This is a genomic window from Alteromonas sp. KC3 (genome assembly GCF_016756315.1).
Lineage (GTDB): Bacteria > Pseudomonadota > Gammaproteobacteria > Enterobacterales > Alteromonadaceae > Alteromonas.
Genome location: NZ_AP024235.1, coordinates 4500360 through 4519762, shown reverse-complemented (window position 1 = coordinate 4519762; position 19403 = coordinate 4500360). Strand labels below are relative to the sequence as shown.

The following is a 19403-nucleotide window of genomic DNA, read 5'->3' as shown; positions in this document are numbered from 1 at the left end:
CTATGTCCTTAGCGATCGCACAGAGCCCTATTGGTTGGCACAGCGCGAGCCGTCTAGTATTCCCTGGTTCGCTTGAAGAGTTATTAGAGATTTGGCGTTATCAAAGCCCTTCTCGCTTAGATTTAATTGAAAATGAAGAAATTTTCCCCTCTGCAAGCTATCAATATGTTTTGTATGGCATGGGATTTAACACGGCAATGCCGGCTACTGCAATGACAGCAGAAACTGCACGTAAAGCACAAGCATTACGAAATAAGCTAGTGCAAACTCAACAGGCTTACTTAGCAGGTTTACCCACTAACCGAGCGCTCCTAACCCAGCTTAGTGCGCAGTATTCAGAGGAGCACGCACATGCCGCCATTAGATAGTGAGAGCACCACACAAGGGCAAGCGCATTTTGATTCTTTGCCAGACTCCTCAGCTATCCAGTCACCTGTAAAACAAGTAGTAATTGCAGGTGGTGGCACCGCGGGATGGATGGCGGCCACTGCCCTGTCGCGGTTATTAGGGAAATCCATATCAGTAACATTGGTTGAATCAAAATATTGGCATTGTAGGTGTGGGAGAGGCAACTATTCCCCCTATTCGCACCTTTCACAAGCTTCTCGGTATTGATGAAAAGGCGTTTATGCGTGCGACGCAAGCCACCTTTAAACTGGGTATTGAATTTCAAAACTGGCGCGAAAAATCTCATAGCTATATTCACTCATTCGGCATTACCGGCAGAGAGTGCTGGGCGGGTGAATTTCATCATTTTGGTTACGGGCGAAAGACTATGGTTTTGCTGGTGAGTTCGGAGACTATTGCCCTGAATTGTTAGCAGCAAAACAAGGCAAGTTTGCTTCTTCCGATACCGTCCCGCTTAATTTTGCTTATCACTTCGATGCGGTGGCCTATGGACGATTCTTGAAACAACTTGCCATTGATGCGGGCGTGACGCATATCGAAGGTGATATCAATCGAGTACAGCAATGCCCAACGTCAGGTAATATCACGTCACTGAATCTTGCTGACAATAGTGAAATAAAAGGCGACTTCTTTATTGATTGTACAGGCTTTAAGGGGTTACTTATCGAAGAAACCTTGCACACAGGCTATGACGACTGGCGTCACTTCTTACTCTGCGATAGTGCAGTAGCTATGCAAACGACGCTTACCCAACCCCCATTGCCTTACCAAAAGCATCGCTCATGAAGCGGGTTGGCAGTGGCAGATACCGTTACAAGAGAGAATGGGAAATGGTCTTGTGTATTGCAGTCGCTTTATGAGTGATGAAAAAGCGATAGCAACACTAAAAGCGCAGGTGTCGGGTGACCCTATTAACAGCCCTCGTGTTATTCGCTTTACCCCGCAAGCGGCGCAAGGGTTGGAATAAAAACTGTGTGGCTTTGGGGTTAGCAAGTGGCTTTATCGAGCCGTTAGAATCTACAAGTATTCACCTAATTATGACGGGGCTTGTGAGATTGATGCGGTTATTCCCATTTGACGGTGTTACGCAAAGTGCAATTGATGAGTACAACGCTAAATTTACCAGCGAGATGGACGCCATCCTCGATTTTATCGTCATGCATTATAAGGTAACGAACCGACACGATAGTCCGTTTTGGCAACAATGTCAGCGCATGGATATTCCCCTGTCGCTTACGCATAAATTACGTTTGTTTGAACAAACTGGCCGCGTGTTTCTTGACGATGGTGACATATTCCGCGTTGATTCTTGGACTCAAGTATTAATGGGGCAAGGCATGCTACCCAAGCAATATCATCGTGTTGCAGATGAAATGAGTGAGGCGGCATTAAAACAATTTATGACAGGGTTAAAGCAGCAGGTCATGCAGCAGGTAGCGTCTTTACCTTCCCATGCGCGGTTTCTTGAGCACTATTTAAAATAAGGCTACGTCTTCAACGTTATTTGGCTTCTTGTTAACGAAAAAATACTAAAAAATCAGTGTATAAACTGGACGAATTTAAAAACTACGACAACACTCAAAAAGCGAGACAGGGATAGTCATTGTTTGTTCTTACAAGAATCAAAGATCACAAGGACAATACACACTATCTTTTTGAGAGAGCACATAATGCCTAAAAAATCACTTGCTTGGTTGTTGGTTGCAAGCGCCATGAGTTTATCTGCTACGGCTGAAATTGCCGTCATTGTTCATCCTTCCAACTCTTCCGCTATAGATCAAGGCGTGGTAGAGCGCCTGTATTTAGGAAAAAACAGTCAATTCCCCGACGGTAGTGAAGCGTTGCCAATCAATATTGGCGCGGGTAGTTCCGTTGATAATTTTAATAGCAGCGTGCTGGGGCGAAGCACGGCGCAAGTAAAAAGTTATTGGTCGAAACAAATTTTTACTGGTAAAGGAACGCCTCCAAAAGAAGTTGGCAATGATGCTAGCGTTCTAGATTTAGTCGCGAATAACAAAAACGCAATTGGATACGTTGATGCTGCGCAAGTTTCAGACGGCGTAAAAGTAGTGTTTACAAAATAGGAGCGACACCATGAAATCTAATTTATTGCGCTTAACAGTGCTGCTAACTGCTTCATCATTATCACTATCGTCAACTGCCGCAGACAAAGTAAGAATTAATGGGTTTGGAAACGTGGTTGTTGGTGCCACTTCATCGGATGATACTTTTTTGGGTTATGACGATGATCCTGATTTCAGCAACGAAAGTTTGTTTGCTTTGCAGGTATCGTCAGATATTTCTGACAAATTGTCTGCTACTGCTCAGGTACTAGGCCGAGGTAGCGAAGATTATGACGTTGATTTTGAATGGGCTTATCTAAGCTATAAAATTACACCATCGCTAACCTTAGTGGCGGGACGCTCTCGATTACCGCTGTTTACTTATTCTTCGTCGTTGGACGTTGGATATACCTATCACTGGATTACTGCACCCGGTGTTGTGTATGACGTGCCATTTAACAACCTTGACGGCGTGAAGCTGTCGAAGACGGGTTATACAGGTGGCTGGGACTACATGTTCGATGTCGCTTTTGGGCAATTTAAAGGCACAACCCTTGGGGCGGACAATGTTGGTGACAATACCGTTTTGGTGTCAGCACAAGTGAGTAGCGAGACGCTAACACTACGTAGTGTTTTTGGCCGAACAACTAATACAATAGACCTTACCAAGTCTGCGAATGAAACAGCGCAGGCACTGGGTAACGGTTTTGATAGTTTAGAGGCACTAGGGTTTGTTGATTTGGCAGACTCGCTGCGGATTGAAGAGGATACCGGTGAATTTATCGGCTTCAGCCTAATGTACGATAATTTCGATTATTTCATTGGTGCTGAATACACAGAAATATCTGTAGATAATACCTTCGCCAACGATGACGAAGCATATTATGTCACCGTGGGCGCGCGCTTTGGTAAATGGACGCCTGCACTCACTTATGAAAACTTCGAATCCTCTGGAGACGTTAAATATAGTGACAGTATTGCCGCTATCGCAGCTTCTGGCTTACCTGCCGATGTGGCCGGTGCGTTGACGGCACTTGCCATTGGCAGTCAGCAATCTCAATTGTCGGAATACTCCGTTGTTACCGCATCGCTTCGTTATGACATTACTGCGGGAATGGCAATTAAGGCTGAGGTATCAAGACGTTCAGATGACGTAGATAGCAGCTTAGACGCGACACTGGCAAGAGTGGCGGTTAATTTCGTATTTTAAAAAAATCAAAAGGCTCCGCTTCACAAAGCGGAGCCTAATGCTTTACTCAATATTCTGGATCTCAACGAAGAACAATATCCAGAGTGCCTCTGTAGCCCAATAAAATCAAGCCTTTCAGCAATGCCGTCTCGGAAAGATCAACACTGAACTACCACTCGCGCTACCATTTTTAATTTGTTCAAAGCGATATGGTTTTACATCTACCCATATCAAATAAGATATTTTGTGAACTGATTATGGTTTAGGTTAATTAGCTATATCTTACGGTTGATTTTACATACGATGTTTAAACTAACAGATTTTTTTTGAATTGAATCACACTTTTCGATGTTAGAATAAATTTTTCAAAATTATAGAATAGGAATTATTTAATTTAGATATTAATGGGTTAGTGTATTTTTTAGAGTTCTTTTAAATGATAAGGTATAACTATATTTACTGATATCAAATACCTCAAATTTTGGAGTCTACAAGGATGGTTAACAAAGTAAATGCCCACGTTGAACGATTACATCGCTATTTGCCCTTCAATCCTTCTCATGATCAAATATATGAAGAATATCAAACAACTGATGATTCACTAAATTTAGAGACTAAAGCACTAGCTTATTTAAAAAAATCAGTAAAAGATAAAGCTCGGTTGATTATTCTGACTGGAGATGCGGGGCATGGAAAAACACACCTTTGCAGGCGTTTAATAGAATATCATTTTTCTTGTAGTCAGAAAGAGGCGCGTGACATCATAAATACACAATGTGATGGAAAGCAATTTATAGATATTAACAATACTGGACAACCACTCAGAATATATAAAGATTTCTCTGAAATGGGAGTAGATATTGCTTCCGAGCATATTGAAAAAGCTTTGAATGATGACAGAACAACTATTGTATGTGCAAACGAAGGACGATTGAGAGCAATTCTAGAATATGGAAAAGATTTATCAAACAGCCAAGAATTGTTAAAACAATTTAAAGACTCTTTCAAAGATGGTGTCTCTTCCCATAGTGGCTTGGTTCATATTGTTAATTTGAATTATCAATCTGTAGCTTCTACTAATGATCAAAGTTTAGTTTCAATGGCTATGAAAGCATGGGTTGACGGGAAAAGGTGGTCTACCTGCCAGAGCTGTGACAGTAAAGAGCATTGCCCTATCTTATTTAATCGTAATCAACTCTCACATAGAGAATCCAAAAAAGCCTCTATCAGATTAAACCGAATAGAATTACTTTTTGCAACGGCTGAAAGGTTGGGGGCAGTTATCACTATTCGTGAGATATTGATGGCTATTGCATATTTTTTAACGGGTGGCTTAGGTTGTTTAGATGTTCATCAAAACCTTAGAAAGAAAAAAGCTGGATGGCAGAGTAATTATGCTTACTATAATTTACTTTTTAAAACACCACCTGAGATCAGTTCTGATAAATTAAAAAAAATATCGGTATTAAGTAATATAAATTTATTAGACCCTGGTAAGAAGTCTCTAAGAGAGGTTGATGAAAAGCTTATAAATGAACAAGGAATATTTGAACCAAATTCAATAGATTTACAATTTACTTATAGATCCAGAGGTAAAGTTATAAATGTAGACGCATCAAATGGCATTGATGAAGTTATAAGTGACCCAAGAAGTAAAAGAGAACAAAATAATGAAGCGATATTTATTCAAGAGCTAGTTCAGAGTATACGTAGGAAGTTATATTTTGAAGATCAGGGTGTTCAGGAAATGGGTCTATTGGGTTTTGAACACGGTAATGACTTTATTGAGGTATTAGCAGGGAATATGACTGCAACCAAGATGAAAACCGTTAAGAATAAACTTATTGCAGGTCTCCACACTATTCAAGGGTTACAAATAGGTGACGACGAAACTACTTTACATATAGTAGACCCATCCTTTACTTCAAGTGTTGGCCACACTGCAATTATAGCTAAAAAAATTCCCACGACATTAATCAAGATTCTCTCCATGAATAACGCATGGAATACAAGTGATGGACTATATGATATCAGCTCCAGTGTCGATTGGTTAGACAGGCATATTGTATTTCGAATCGAAGATAGAAACCTCAAACCTTTCGACTTTCCGCTCAACCTAATGGTATTTGACTGTATTGCACGGGCTAGTTCTGGGTATGTTGCTGAAGAGTTCTATGCACATGACCTTAGGCGTATTAAAACCTTTTTAGGTAGCATAACTCAGCAACATGTATCTGAAGAAGGGAATATTCCCTTGTTTATAAATGGGAAAATGCGCTCTATATCAATTGATGAAGGAGTTATTCAGATAGGAGGCAGTCTCTAATGTCGAACTTCGAGCAAGAAACACAAATAACAGGGCCTGATATATCTAAAAGCATTTTTGGAGGGGTTCTTGTATATGACGGTGCTGGACATTACCCAGGATTGGAATTATTAAATTTAGTATTTGGTGTTGTTAATGAAGATCTATTACCAAGCACAGAAAAGGTTTCTGTAAGAAAAAGAGCTCATGACTTTGCAAGACGGATAGTTTGGGATGAATCTTTCTCAGATTTAGATACAAAGCAAAAAGTTTTATTTAATCCTGAAACTGAAGAGGCTGTCAGACAGCTTTTAAATTGTCTTCAATTGCCAATTCCTAGTACATCAAAAAAGCCAGGCTGGGATAGAGCTCACTTTTTTCCATTTACTCAATCTCTAATTCACTGGGATGCTCGTAAACGCGGCGGAAAAATTCTAGTGGAAAGGAAGTACCTTAGGGGCGGAGGAGCACTTGTATACCATATCCTTAGGAAAGACAATAATACAGAAAGACTAGCTCGAAGCCGTGCTGGTTTTTTAGCATTGTATGCTGAAAGCGAGCAGAGTGCGTTAGAAAAGTTAGCTAATACTTTACTGAAACAAAGTTACGTTAGTGATAGTTCCAATGAAGATCTTATCGAAGCTGAGAGTGTGCTTTTTAATGATGAGGACGAGGAATTATTGAGAGACGGTGTGGTTAATATATTGGAACATCATGAACTATCTGCGGTTGCAAGAATTAAAGCATTAATCAGTTGGACTGCATTTTGGTTGTTATTAATACAACACCGAAGAGCTAGTAAATTTCTTGGACAAGAACACTCTTTTATCATTTGCGATTGTGGCTCTTCTCACGTTCAACTCCGCAGAGCTTCACAGAGATGTTTTAAAGATATTGAAAATAATATTCTAAATGCGTCGAGTAAAGCCTCAGAAGGCAAAGAGCTAAAGGATAAACAAAAGAATATGTTGAGAAGTTTCTTTTGGGCTTCTGCAGCAACAATTAAACTTCTGAATGCTTGGCGAGGACGACGTCATTTTACACTTGGACTGGAATTAACTGAAACATTAGTACTTGCTGCTGTAAATAAATCATCGGAGATCCCTTATGAAGCTTTCGTCGATGACTGGTTGTTTGAGAAGTGTAAGTTAGTAATAGGTAGGAAAGCTGCTGAAAAAAGTGGTCTTTTAGAGTCATTCGATTCTAGTGTTTTTGAGGATAACGAAAATCATTTTGCAATTCAGATGCAAGCTGCAGGCTTGCTTACAGAGTACTCTGATGCAACTCGAATGGTAGGAACTGGAGGCCTGAAATGACAGTCATAAGTAAAGCTGAAACAGTTATATCTGAGACAGTAGTTGAAATTGTTTTGAAAATATTTGCGTCACAAAAAGACGTATCGCACAAGTGTTTTAGGATTAAAAACCTTCTCAAAAATGAAATTATAGAATTTATTAATGTATGGAACAAAGTGTCTCACTCTCAAGGGGAGCAAAAAGTAAAAGTTCTTATTGCGGGCGATGCTGATAAAGATTACCCCGACGAATATAGAGCAGATAGTGGACGTTCCATTACTTGGTATAGAAATAATAATGATAGCGGTTTAGTTTATTTAGAAACAAAAACAGAAAGCGATGAGCAAGGGTTAAAAAATATTTTTACTTTTCAAGATAGAAATTTTCTTGATAATTTTTTCAAAGATGAAATTGATATTCCAAAAGTAATTATTGCGAAATGTTGGGAGTTAACATTAGAAAATGGTTCAGCAGCTCCAGACTTGTTTACTCAAAAGCTTTTAGATGTTTTGAACTTATTGCATCCTCATAAAACTCAAGTTCCAGTGAGAAGATTTGTCAATTTCGTATTGGGGTGTTGTGAATCTTTTAAATTAGAAGGCTCTAATCACACACTTGAAAAACAGGTTGAATTAATTGGCAGGAATTTAGTTTATCTAGGTTTGTTTCCCGATGAATTTTGGAGTGAGGGAAAGTCAGACTCGAGTATAGCTCGTAGGTTAGAGCTGAATCTTTCATATGCTGAATTAGCAACGTCGAATAATACAGACATAGAGCCGGAAGACGTTTATAAGATTTGTTCATCTTTGTCTTTTAAAGATATCCAAGGTAATGAATACCCTCTAGAGAGACAGCAAGTTTGGAAGGAACTTTGTCTTGAATATAGTAAAACAAGAAGATTGGATATAAGGAAGGAAATTCCCTTTAGAATTTTTGAACAGTTGTTTGCAAAGGATGTAAAAGGATTGCAGTTGGGTGATAGGGTCGAACAAGAGTTATCTACTAACACACCTAAAGAATTGGAGCAGTTCTTAAGCTTAAACATTAAGAGTGGGTTGAATGAACGAATCCAAGACTCTGCATTAGAATTGTTAAAAGCAGATTCAATAGAAAGTGGTATCCCATTAGCAGACTTTTTATCTAAGCAGACAAAAAGAATGGTGGATAAGGTAGCTTTCCCAACTCCTGAGAACTTTATTAATCCTTTAATAAAGTTAACTGAAATCGCTAGAGACTTTTACCCAAACTACGGTAACTCGCAATGTGAAATTGAACTCAGGCTTGGTAAAGCTGGAGATGTAACAAATCCTTCAATTGGATTATTTGCTTTTATTTATGGTTCAACTCTAAAGTCTGTTGCTGAAGCTTCTAGGATAAATACAGAAGGGTTCGAGTTTTCAATTGAAGAATGTTTAGTCCAGCCTAAGCAACCGCCTCGTCTTTCTCAAAATAGTGATGTTTATGAAGAGGAAGTATCTGTTGATTGGAAAGCAATACCTTTAGAGTTCGTGGTTAGGGATTTATCTGATGGAACAGAACTTGATATTTCTAGTAATTATGAATGGTTACCTAGTTATTACCCTTATTTAGCATTGAGTTGGATTTGGTGTTTTGAACAGCCCAACTTGAGTTATTTCAAAACGATTAAGTTACCTCAGGATATTGGCATAGATGACTGGCTACTTAATATTTGCAATCGAACATTGACTATCGAAGATTGTCTAGTGGATGTGTCAACAGAGTTGCAGGAAAATGAGCACATCTTGTCTACTTTAGCTGAAGATAATTTAAATTTTTGTGAATCATCAAAGAAATACGGCTTAAATAGAGAATTTATAAATGAACTGATCGATAAATGGGAAGTTTTAGTGGATGAAGCCAAACATACTTATGTTCCGTTTGGTAAAACTCATGAAGAGCTATCATTTTTATTATCTAGAGATGTTATAGATATAGGTAATGAGAAAAGACTCATGTTACCTAATCACCCTCTGCGACTGCGTTGGATTTCAAAATATTTTGAAGAGTCCGAACAAAATGCCAATCTAGCTCTTTCTGGAAATTTAAAATTAAATCCACTTAACGATAGTTTGTACATTAACTGGCTTTCGGATTTATCACCACATCAGCAACCGCCAATTTTAGCGACTAAGGAACGGAATTTACTATTTGCTACTGGTGAGCAAGGTTGGTGTGAAGAATTTGCTCCTTTAGGCACAAAGCACAGATTTAGTAAAGGTGGGGTTTTAGACTACCCTTCGATAATTGAATTAGCTAAACAAGTCAAAACATATTTAGAAGCGCATCCATACAAGCAGGATGGTTTGCAGCTTTTATTGATACTTCAGCAAAGTGGAAGATTTGCTTCTGAGTTAATAAAAGAAATTCGAAAAGGTGAATTTAAGTCTACGAAAATTAATTTGCATGTTTTATCTCCTAAGAGACTCTGGGAAGAAGTAATTTTAAATTTTGAAGATTTACCAACGGAAAATAGAATCAGTGAAGGGAACGAGCTTTTCCCACCATTACAATTAAGGCTCTACGACTTAGAAGGCCCTAATGTTATTCCAAGCTCTTTAAGAGAACAAAGTTTTGACGTAGCTTTGGTACCTGGTTTGCTCAAAGATCAACTTAATGTGCAGCACAATACAGAACCACCAGAAGATCGAGAAGGGAGATTTGATACGCTACTTGATAGTCCAAATTGTTTATATGGAGGACAAGACGGTGGAGAAATTTCTGTATCAATGTTACCTAGGGATTCCGATGTTCTTTTGAAGAACTGGTCTACCATGGTGGTTAGAGAAGTACGATCTGGTGCAGTTTCAAAGCAACAACCTGAAAATACAGACTATGTAGAGTTAAAGATAAGTTTTCAGGAAACAGCAAAGCTTTATGAGCAGCTTCATGAATTGGCGCATTGGGTAGTTATTTTAGAAAGGTATTTGAGTAGGTCTCAAGTGGAAAACTTAGAACCAAAGCCTGATATTTTAACTGTAAGAAATAAAGTAGGTACAAACAGCTTATACACACTAATAGTTTCATCAAATTCTGGTAAAAAATTTATAATCAACCGTCTAGAAAGAAAGCTCCGGAATATACTTCAAAAAACGGAACATCTTCCTACTGACCAAGAACTCAGTGTTTTGGCCAGCAGAGTATATGAAAATACTCGAAAGGTATCACCCCAATTGGTACTTAAAGCCATGGGAATCTCGAGAGTAACAGAAGAAATCTTAGGGTTAATGATTGCCACTCATTTATCTGATCTCTATTTCCCCTCTCAAATTTCGGATGGCGCTGTAATTTGGATTTCTCTAGACGAGCACCCTGAGTGGTTTCCTGGCCGAAATACAACAAGAGCAGATCTATGCAGATTGACTTTAGAAGTTAAAGAAGAAGAATTGTATGTAGATGCTTTAATTGTAGAAGGCAAGTTTAGGCAGAGCTTCGATTCACATGGGGTTGAGCAAGTTAAAGCCTCTTTAGAGTTGATTGAGACTATAATTGAAACTGAAACAGAAGCAATAGATGCTCGACTATGGAGAGAGCACCTTTTAACAGCAATGGAAAGTGTGAACCCTGAAGCGAGAATGATATTTGGTCTATCTCAAGCTGAAGTTGATGACAAAAAACGTAAGTTACCAGAAAAAACACGCCAAGACTTTAGAAACGGTAATTATCAACTCAGAAATGTGAAAGGGCTGTTTTCAATTTGCTGTTATTTAGAACAGGGACAATTAATATCTCCATTTAAAGAGGGAGATATTTTTGTTGTCAAATCTTACCAAGAACAGATTCTAGACTTAATTTCAGGTCATGCTAAAAGCTTAAAAATAGATAATAAAGATAATGCAAATTTGGGTAATAGTTTAGTGCTTCCCGACGAAACAAAACACTCAGAAAAAGAAGCTTCAATTGAATCTAACTTAAGTGAAAAGCTCATCAATAAAGAATCTCAGCCAAAAGATTCATTCATTAAAAAGTCATTATCCGAAGATGAACTGATCAATAGATATCAGGTAGTTCTTGATAAATTTGGTGAATTTGGTGTTTCGGTTCAGCAACCTGAAGATAAAAGCATGAGGTTTGTTGAAGGGCCTGCCTCAATTTTATATCGACTCAAACCAGGTAATGCAGTTGCTCCGAAGAAATTATATGAAAAAGCTGATGTATTAAAGTTAGCTCTTGCACTTGAACAAGATCAAAATATTAGGTTTGGCAATCATCAAGGTTTTGTAACAATTGATGTCCCTAAGAAGCAAGAAGATAGATATTTTGTTAGTGCAAAAGATATTTGGAAGGAATGGAGGCGGCCTACAGATCAATTAGCTGCACCTATTGGCGAAGACACTTACGGTAAAATCGTAGATATAAACTTTTCATCTTCTAATTGTCCGCATCTCTTAATTGGAGGCACAACTGGAAGCGGGAAGTCCGAAGCATTAAATACGATTCTAGATGGTTTAATTGAATACTACTCTGAACAAGAGTTAAGAATCATGCTCGTTGATCCTAAAGGGACAGAATTGCAGCAATATGAAGATGATCCTCATTTAGAAGGCTCTATAGGGTGGGATGATACAGATGCAATAGCACTACTTGAAATGGCCGTTGCAGAAATGCAAAGTAGATACATCAAGTTGAAATCCTTAAAAACAAGATCATTACCCGAATATAACGCAATTGTGGATGAAGAAAGTAAGATTCCTTGGTGGGTGGTTGTGCTTGATGAATATGCAGATTTAACTTCGGAGAAGGAAAGTAAAAAAACTATTGAAGGGTATTTAAAAAGGCTAGCTCAAAAAGCAAGGGCGGCAGGTATTCACGTAATAATAGCTACACAAAAACCTAGTGCAGAGGTTATTAGCACCAATTTAAGATCAAACTTACCGGCACAATTAGCTTTAAGAGTGAAGAGTGCAACAGAAAGCAGAGTAATAATTGATGAAGCCGGTGCAGAAACTCTCAATGGCAAAGGGGATGCACTGATTAAAATGGAAGGGAAACTAACTCGTATTCAATGTGCCAAAACATGAAGGCATTATTAGATAATGTATATGATTCCATAAGTTTTTTCGAAAAAATGGTCAGGTCAAAAGTTCCAATATGACTTTTCCAATCTGCAAGGCTAAAAAAGGAGGAACTGCATTACCAACTTGAACATATTGTTGTGTCCTATTTCCTTCAAATAAGTAATTGTCAGGGAAGGTTTGAAGACGGGCTGCTTCTCGTACTGTAAGACTGCGGCATTGCTGAGGGTCATAATGTATGAAGTAGTGACCATCTTTCGAGATATGGCTCGTAACGGTGGTTGCAGGTTTATTTGCAGCCTGTGTTCTAAATCTGTCAGCATGTGAGCCAGAGCTCCAATTTTCGTGTTCTGGTGCAAGCTCAGCAGGAAAGTCCCTAGACTTAGGTGATACGCCATTGTTCAGTTTAGTGAATGCAGCACTATACCCATAACGCAGTAAATCAGATGTCATATGGCCTCTGGTTTCATGATTAAGAACGGTTTTAGGTGAGTCCGTTAAGTACCATTCTTTGATATCGTTTGGCATTTTAGGTTTAGTTACCGCTTTTTCAGAACATGAACGAGGGAGTCCTTTTATTGGGGGAAGTTTTAGGTTTGATGCAGCCTCTTCCCCAAACTTTTCTCGTAATAACTTTATAAGTGTCTTAGAGTTATTCTTAATTTGTTTTTCCCAATCAGATTGAATATCTTTTTGCTTGGAAAAGCCGCTCCTAAGAGCTGGAAGATCTGCTATTGCCTCCTCAACGGTTACTTGTCTTTTTATTTCACTAATTGTTTTTGGGATACAATTTAAGTCTTCTCTAACCCCTAATAAAATTACCCGATGTCTAGCTTGGGGGATGCCATAATTTTCGGCTCTGATCAAAAAGTCAGAAGAGTTTTTATATTGAGGATTATTAGGATTTTCTGCTGGAGCAACCAACGAATAGATTTTATATCCTGGTACACCTTTAATCTTGGTAACTCTCCCAGGTTTTCTCAAGTCCTTGAGTATTTGAGGAAACATTACTTTACCATTAATCTTTGCGGAAAGGATGCCCCTAACATTTTCCATCACGAAAACATCTGGTTGAGCAATTGATAGTACTTTTAAATATTCTAAATATAAGAAATTACGATGGTCTTTTTCAGCTTTATAATCTTCTATTCCTGCGTTGCGAGATCTTCCTGCAAGTGAGTAAGCTTGGCATGGTGGCCCACCAATGACTACCTTAGGTCCATTATGGTCACTAATCAGCTTTTCGATACGGCTATGAATTAGTTTATTATCTTCACCAAGAGCTTTAGGGCCTTCTAATGTCTCATTTAGAGCAAGTTCAGATTGCTCCGGAAATTTTGCAAATAGCTCTTCGCGGGATAATTTTCCTTGTAAATATAGATTATAGTTTTCCATGCCCTTTGGCATCGTTCTGATTTTTCGAAAGAATGATCTGGTTGTTAAAGTTTTATGAGCCGAAGGTTCCTTTTCTACAGATATACGAATATCGAAAGGTTTTTTACCATTTTTATCTGTCGTAGCAGAAATACCTTCACCCAAGCCGCCTGGGCCTGCAAATAGGTCTATTACCAGAACTTTATCTTTCTTATTCAATCTTATTTACCACTTTAAAATTCCGAAAGTGATGATACTAGGACGAAACATTTATAAAAAGCTAAACAGTAGAGTTTATATAACAAAAAATATATAGGTTTTGTTACTTTATCTGTGTTTCTTTATGTCGTGACAAGACAGTTGGTTGTTTTGAAAAGCTAAGTTCCTAACTATTACACTTGTTTTTTGACAAGTTGTTGAAATAACTGAGTATGGTGGTCAGCTAATTTAGGAGAGGTTTACACTCTCGCTTCAGCTTATTGAGCTTTTGCTCGCCATGCTCGACGCGTTCACGTAAAACCATTTATTCACTCCGGTTAGATTGTTCGCGAATATTTTAGGAACGGGATAGCTTTTGACACAATTATGGACACGTTAAGCTTGAAGCCTTTTATATATAAGGCCTAGAGAGTTGAAGGTTGTTTTTTGTCCAGTGTTAAGGTGGGAATTTCAAAAGTAATTTGCAAGGCTAAAAGAGAAGACGTTCTCCTTTTCTAAAAAAAGCCTTGAATTCTTGTAGGCCAAGTGTGGTGAGGTCTAGCTAAGGAGAACGATTAAAAAGTATTGGTTGTACTTATATTAAGGGTTGAACAAATATTGGAAGTGCATTGAGAGAATTTATTTAACTTATGTTTGGTGGCTTTGGAAATTACCGTCGATTCAATTAGAAAGAATAACTAACACTAACTTGAACACAGCCTAGTTAAGTACCAGTTTTTAAAAGCTAATCCTAAATTGTTTCAAAGCAATAAGGTTGAAAGAAAATGAATCAATTTAGTAGCTAGGTATTATAAAGTTTGGTATCTATAGCATACTCAGAAAAGTGAGCAAGTTACTGATTCAAAAGAATTGTCTGTTCATTGTTAACATGTTAAACAGAAATGGAGTTTTGTTCATTATGCGAAATAACGCGTTATATTTTCCATATATTTCGATCCCAGAAAATAGCTGGACTATTAAAAGTCTTCTATATTGGGACAAACTGAGCTCTATTGTTCCAATGGATCATATCGACCGCCCAGAGCAACTCAGTGGCTTTATGAGAGCTCTATTAGAAAGAGATCTCGTAGAGCAAGTCTTTCCATCTAACTACTTGTATGAGATTCCTGAATTCGAAAGTAGTTTCATAAGATATTTACAGCCAAAGGTAAGGAGATATCGCGAAAATCCGATTAGAACTTTTTCACTCAGCGGCAGAGTTCACCAAGAAAAGTTAGTTCCTAGAGCAAATTTACATGTGGAAAAACTTGGGCACTTGCCAGATTTCCTTATACAAGAAGGTTTAGCTAGAAGGATAGATGGGGCTTGGTTCGAAATGGATACTCGAGTCGCAAACATGTTCATGGCATATTTAGCTATTTGCTTAGGTGGTGTTAAAGATGTCAACGCAGCACCAATCACAAGTGAATTTAAATACTCTAATTTTCTTGGCCATTTCAGACGAGAGAATCCAAGGTTTAATCATCAAAGAAAAGCTAATGATGTAATCATTAATGGGCTATTGCCAATTCCAAATGAACCTATCGATTTAGATAAATTAGCACAATTTAAAACTGATCATGGTCATTTGTTACCAACCCTACGTAGAAAAGTAGAAAATGAATCAGCACAAATAGCTTTATTAAATGATCCTAACGATAGGATTGAAGCCACTGCGGGTTTTATTGAAGATTGCAAATATGAAAAAGAACAAATAATTGATGCAATGAAGCCTTCATGGTCGAAAATTAGTTTTGGCTCAATAGCCCCACTATTTGGGTCAGGGTTAGCAATGATAGCAACAGACACTGGTAACAAAGCTGCATATACTGGCGCTGGCTTATCTTTTGTAGCAACAGCTTACCAAGCTTTGAATAGTATCAGAGCTGAGCGTAAAAGAGCATCAGCTCTTCCTTTAGCATATTTAGCCCACTTAAATCGCCTCAATGCCTAACAAGCTGTATAGAAGAAAAAGATATTGTTAGTTGTTATTGATGTGGGCAACAGTTAAGTTTGATTACGCTTGTTCTGATAGTCAGCAGGCGCCTCTAGAAAGTGCCTGCAACTTTTTATGTTAAAGCTCCGTTTTCTCTCATGTACATATGTACCAGTGACTTCCTTGTTTTTGGATCTTTCCTCTATTACATACCCTAATTAAAGCACGCTTAACCGTTTCTTCTTCCAGCATGGGAAAGGTTTGAACGATATATTCTGTTGTAGGTGGATAACCATCCCAATGTTTTAAGTCTTGGATTGTTTCAACAAGCCTCTTATCTGTTAAACGTTTCATATCACTGCTCTTCTTTAGGTAAGCATTTGCAAAAAGTTTCAGATAGCATCAGAAGAGCCTCACGTTTTTCTGGCAAGAAAGAGTACTTGTTATAGATGTGCTGCATCTTTGGTAGTTTATGGTTTAAGCAAATCTCAGCGACCTGATCGGATACGCCTAGTTTTGCTAGCAATGTTCCTGTTGTTCTGCGGATATCATGTGGTGCTAATGCAAACGGTAGATTTAGATTCTTGAATGCGTGGTTTAACGTGTCGTGGTAAACATGAGGAATACGACTTTGCTTTCTTGCCGGAAACACGTACTCGCTGCCACAGGCTCTTATTTTTAGTTCATCAAGCCAAACGATGACTTGTGGTGAGAGTGGAACTAAGAACTCTCGACGTGGTTTTGTGCGCTCCGCTGGAATTGTCCACAACAACTCGTCAAAGTCGAATTCTTCCCACTTAGCGCCTAACAGTTCCATCTTTCTAGTTGCCGTACAAAACAGCAAGCAGGTTGCTAGGTAGTTATCTCTACTAAAGGCGGTGCCTGCTGCTTCGGCTATGTCGAAAAACTGTCTGATTTGTTTTTCGTTTAAATAGGTATCTTTTGGCCTTTCTTCACCGCCTGCATCCATAGCTGTGAAGGATAGGGCTAGGTTATGGCGAATTAAATCGAGCTTAACAGCATGTTTAAATTACGCCTTCAGTAAATAAAGCGATTTATTTGCTATCGAAGGTCTCGGTGCTTTTGTTCGTGTGCCTTTTTTGATTTTCTGCAGTACATCCGAAATCTCCAAGCCATTTATCTCCGATATACTTCGCTTGCCCAATGGCTTTTTTAGATTCATTTCATAAAGACGCTTTAAACGCTCAGCATGTGAGTAGCGTGACTCGATGATGGTTTCAAAGTAGTGCTCAAATACGGCATCTAAAGTCTGTCTTGCTTGATGTTCAGCTCTTCGCTTTTCCATAGCTGGTCAATATTGTTAGCTAGCTGGTGGCGAAGAGCCACTGCTTTCTGCCTAGCTTCTTTCAGAGAAAGTGCAGGATATGGCCCGATGGTGATAATGGCTCGCCGACCATTTATCTGATAGCGGAATTTAAAACTGGCATATCCCGATTTGGTCAATGAGAAAAACAGGCCATCCTTATCTCCTATTCCCCGAACTGGGTCGGCCTCTTTAATGATAGATTTTAGTTGCGCTTCGGTTAACATTTATATCCTCCAAAATAATAGGGTTATTTGGACGACATTGGTGACTCGGCTAGTGGGTCACCACTCGGGTCACCACCGAACTACCACTCGCACTACCACTTTTTTGTATTTTTGGCCTAAATTATTCAAAAATATTTGGACGTTAAAAACACAAAAGCCCAGTATTACTGGGCTCTAGCGGAGGTGTTTGGACTCAAATGGATATTATTCTATATTCTGAATTTGCTCGCGCATTTGCTCAATAAGTACCTTAAGCTCAACAGCTGATTGCGTGATCTCAGTACTAATTGACTTCGAACCCAGCGTGTTCGATTCGCGATTAAATTCTTGCATCATAAAGTCTAAACGACGCCCTACTGCTCCGCCTTTTTTAAGAATGTTACGCGTTTCTGCAACGTGTGCATTAAGGCGATCTAACTCTTCGGCTACATCCACTTTTTGAGCAAGCATAATCATTTCTTGCTCGAAACGACCGGCGTCTAGCTCAACTTTCGCTTCTTCAAAACGGGCTTGCACTTTTTCGCGCTGCCATACCATAATTTCTGGCATTTTAGCGGTTACTTTTTCGACTTCGGCCTCAATAGCATCAAGACGCTGTGTAATCATACCTTTTAGCGCTTCACCTTCAGTCGCACGGGCACTGATAAAGTCGGTTAGGGCTTTGTCGAATGCCGCCATAACATCACCGTGAATGGTATCCATATCGGTTTCTTCAGCGGCAATAACACCAGGCCAGCGCAGCACGTCTAGTGGGTTAACGCCGGTAGATTGTCCATGAGATTGCACCCAGTCTGCAGCGTGAAGCACTTGCTTGGCCAATTCTTCGTTTAAACTCAACTTCGTTACAGCCGCATCGTTTGCAGTAAAACGCAAAGCGCACTCTACTTTTCCGCGCGCCAGCTTTTTGCGAAATCGCTCTCTAAGTACCGGCTCTAAAGAACGAAATTGTTCAGGTAAGCGAAAATAGGTTTCTAAAAAGCGTTGGTTCACTGAACGAATTTCCCACACCGCGGAACCCCAGTCTTTCTTGGTCTCTACGCGTGCGAAGGCAGTCATGCTGTAAATCATAAAATTCCTTAAAATTAAATATGAAAACCTGCAAAAACAACGCGAATGGAACGTGTTGTATACAATATCTTCACGGACAGGTTTTCTTGTACTCTTTATATTAGCGCACAAAACCTTATTTCTATACAAAGTTCGTTTTTAACGGTTAGGGGTATTGCGTTATACTTAGCGACATTATTGCGCTGTGCATTATTAAACTTGCTTGTAGCAGATAAATAATGCATTCATCGCCCCCCTTTTTAGCATTTACGTTGTGGAGAACACTATGCGTCCAAGCGGCAGAACCGCCAGTCAAATTCGCCCTGTTACAATTACCCGTCAATACACATGCCACGCTGAAGGCTCTGTGCTGGTGGAGTTTGGTAACACTAAGGTGTTGTGTAATGCGACGGTAGAAGAAGGTGTACCGCGCTTTATGAAAGGCCAAGGTAAAGGTTGGATCACGGCGGAATACAGCATGCTACCTCGCGCAACGCACACGCGCAGTGGACGCGAAGCTGCACGTGGTAAGCAAGGTGGCCGTACGCTTGAAATTCAACGTCTTATCGCACGTTCTCTTCGCGCTGCTGTTGATTTGCAATTGTTGGGCGAAAACACTATCACGCTAGACTGTGATGTTATTCAAGCTGATGGCGGTACGCGTACTGCTTCAATTACCGGTGCATGTGTTGCGTTAGTTGATGCACTTACTTTTATGCGCAGCAAGGGCATTATTAAGACCAACCCGCTTAAGCATATGATTGCAGCGCTTTCAGTGGGTATCTACGAAGGAATGCCTATTGCTGATTTGGAATACACCGAAGACTCAGCAGCTGAAACAGACATGAATATTGTGATGACAGAAACTGGCAAGCTTATCGAAGTACAAGGTACGGCAGAGGGCGAACCATTCTCGTTTGAAGAACTTGACGAAATGTTGAAAATTGGTAAGCACGGTTTGCGTGAGTTGTTCGATATTCAAAAAGCAGCATTGGCGTAAGAGG

At 39.2% G+C, this 19403-nt stretch carries 14 protein-coding genes and 1 pseudogene; 9 read left to right on the top strand and 6 right to left on the bottom strand.

Annotation, left to right across the window (positions count from 1 at the left end; all coding sequences use genetic code 11):
* Positions 1 to 2 precede the first annotated feature (2 nt).
* The 7 genes and pseudogenes from JN178_RS20190 (at position 3) to JN178_RS19880 (ending at position 12299) form a co-directional block, all read left to right on the top strand.
* Positions 3 to 368: a hypothetical protein gene (locus JN178_RS20190; protein WP_232369637.1), complete on the top strand. Its 366-nt coding sequence runs from the start codon at positions 3 to 5 to the stop codon at positions 366 to 368.
* Positions 369 to 477: 109 nt separating this feature from the next.
* Positions 478 to 1892 (top strand): annotated as a pseudogene (locus JN178_RS19905) (tryptophan halogenase family protein).
* A 186-nt stretch (positions 1893 to 2078) separates the two neighbouring features.
* Positions 2079 to 2492: a phosphate ABC transporter substrate-binding protein gene (locus JN178_RS19900; protein WP_159625405.1), complete on the top strand. Its 414-nt coding sequence runs from the start codon at positions 2079 to 2081 to the stop codon at positions 2490 to 2492.
* A 10-nt stretch (positions 2493 to 2502) separates the two neighbouring features.
* Entirely contained in the window at positions 2503 to 3681 is a 1179-nt protein-coding gene (locus JN178_RS19895) for a topoisomerase IV (RefSeq protein WP_202262998.1), read from the top strand.
* 475 nt (positions 3682 to 4156) lie between these two features.
* On the top strand, positions 4157 to 5986 hold the full coding sequence (locus tag JN178_RS19890) for a hypothetical protein (RefSeq protein ID WP_202262997.1): 1830 nt from the start codon (positions 4157 to 4159) through the stop codon (positions 5984 to 5986).
* Positions 5986 to 7281, top strand: coding sequence for a hypothetical protein (locus tag JN178_RS19885; RefSeq protein WP_202262996.1), 1296 nt, complete (start codon positions 5986 to 5988; stop codon positions 7279 to 7281). The genes JN178_RS19890 and JN178_RS19885 overlap by 1 nt, the downstream gene beginning before the upstream one ends.
* Entirely contained in the window at positions 7278 to 12299 is a 5022-nt protein-coding gene (locus tag JN178_RS19880; RefSeq protein ID WP_202262995.1) for an FtsK/SpoIIIE domain-containing protein, read from the top strand. Before JN178_RS19885 ends, JN178_RS19880 begins: the two co-directional genes overlap by 4 nt.
* A gap of 51 nt (positions 12300 to 12350) precedes the next feature.
* Here the strand turns inward: JN178_RS19880 and JN178_RS19875 are convergent, their stop codons facing one another.
* Positions 12351 to 13886, bottom strand: coding sequence for a DNA cytosine methyltransferase (locus tag JN178_RS19875; protein ID WP_202262994.1), 1536 nt, complete (start codon positions 13884 to 13886; stop codon positions 12351 to 12353).
* Between the two features lie 898 nt (positions 13887 to 14784).
* Here JN178_RS19875 and JN178_RS19870 point away from each other — a divergent pair.
* Complete coding sequence (locus JN178_RS19870; RefSeq protein ID WP_202262993.1) at positions 14785 to 15819, top strand: hypothetical protein; 1035 nt, start codon at positions 14785 to 14787, stop codon at positions 15817 to 15819.
* 138 nt (positions 15820 to 15957) lie between these two features.
* Here JN178_RS19870 and JN178_RS19865 read toward each other — a convergent pair whose 3' ends face one another.
* The 5 genes from JN178_RS19865 to JN178_RS19850 form a co-directional block, all read right to left on the bottom strand.
* Entirely contained in the window at positions 15958 to 16155 is a 198-nt protein-coding gene (locus JN178_RS19865; protein WP_202262992.1) for a hypothetical protein, read from the bottom strand.
* A 1-nt stretch (position 16156) separates the two neighbouring features.
* Complete coding sequence (locus JN178_RS19860) at positions 16157 to 16771, bottom strand: site-specific integrase (RefSeq protein ID WP_202262991.1); 615 nt, start codon at positions 16769 to 16771, stop codon at positions 16157 to 16159.
* A gap of 60 nt (positions 16772 to 16831) precedes the next feature.
* A complete protein-coding gene (locus tag JN178_RS20185; protein ID WP_232369636.1) occupies positions 16832 to 17107 on the bottom strand; it encodes a hypothetical protein in 276 nt (91 codons plus the stop codon).
* Positions 17065 to 17352 (bottom strand): Arm DNA-binding domain-containing protein, encoded by a 288-nt coding sequence (locus JN178_RS19855; RefSeq protein WP_202262990.1) that lies wholly within the window; start codon positions 17350 to 17352, stop codon positions 17065 to 17067. Before JN178_RS19855 ends, JN178_RS20185 begins: the two co-directional genes overlap by 43 nt.
* 204 nt (positions 17353 to 17556) lie before the next feature.
* Positions 17557 to 18420 (bottom strand): YicC/YloC family endoribonuclease, encoded by an 864-nt coding sequence (locus tag JN178_RS19850; protein ID WP_202262989.1) that lies wholly within the window; start codon positions 18418 to 18420, stop codon positions 17557 to 17559.
* 265 nt (positions 18421 to 18685) lie between these two features.
* On the opposite strand from JN178_RS19850, the gene rph reads away from it, so the two are divergent.
* Positions 18686 to 19399 (top strand): ribonuclease PH, encoded by a 714-nt coding sequence (gene rph / locus JN178_RS19845; protein ID WP_159625411.1) that lies wholly within the window; start codon positions 18686 to 18688, stop codon positions 19397 to 19399.
* The last annotated feature ends 4 nt before the right edge of the window (positions 19400 to 19403 follow it).

Coding starts and splice junctions, on each gene's coding strand:
- JN178_RS19885 (WP_202262996.1), top strand. CDS start 5,986: ATGTCGAACTTCGAGCAAGAAACACAAATAACAGGGCCTGATATATCT.
- JN178_RS19870 (WP_202262993.1), top strand. CDS start 14,785: ATGCGAAATAACGCGTTATATTTTCCATATATTTCGATCCCAGAAAAT.
- JN178_RS19890 (WP_202262997.1), top strand. CDS start 4,157: ATGGTTAACAAAGTAAATGCCCACGTTGAACGATTACATCGCTATTTG.
- JN178_RS19860 (WP_202262991.1), bottom strand. CDS start 16,771: ATGGATGCAGGCGGTGAAGAAAGGCCAAAAGATACCTATTTAAACGAA.
- JN178_RS19850 (WP_202262989.1), bottom strand. CDS start 18,420: ATGATTTACAGCATGACTGCCTTCGCACGCGTAGAGACCAAGAAAGAC.
- JN178_RS20185 (WP_232369636.1), bottom strand. CDS start 17,107: ATGGAAAAGCGAAGAGCTGAACATCAAGCAAGACAGACTTTAGATGCC.
- JN178_RS19900 (WP_159625405.1), top strand. CDS start 2,079: ATGCCTAAAAAATCACTTGCTTGGTTGTTGGTTGCAAGCGCCATGAGT.
- JN178_RS19880 (WP_202262995.1), top strand. CDS start 7,278: ATGACAGTCATAAGTAAAGCTGAAACAGTTATATCTGAGACAGTAGTT.
- JN178_RS19895 (WP_202262998.1), top strand. CDS start 2,503: ATGAAATCTAATTTATTGCGCTTAACAGTGCTGCTAACTGCTTCATCA.
- JN178_RS19865 (WP_202262992.1), bottom strand. CDS start 16,155: ATGAAACGTTTAACAGATAAGAGGCTTGTTGAAACAATCCAAGACTTA.
- rph (WP_159625411.1), top strand. CDS start 18,686: ATGCGTCCAAGCGGCAGAACCGCCAGTCAAATTCGCCCTGTTACAATT.
- JN178_RS19855 (WP_202262990.1), bottom strand. CDS start 17,352: ATGTTAACCGAAGCGCAACTAAAATCTATCATTAAAGAGGCCGACCCA.
- JN178_RS20190 (WP_232369637.1), top strand. CDS start 3: ATGTCCTTAGCGATCGCACAGAGCCCTATTGGTTGGCACAGCGCGAGC.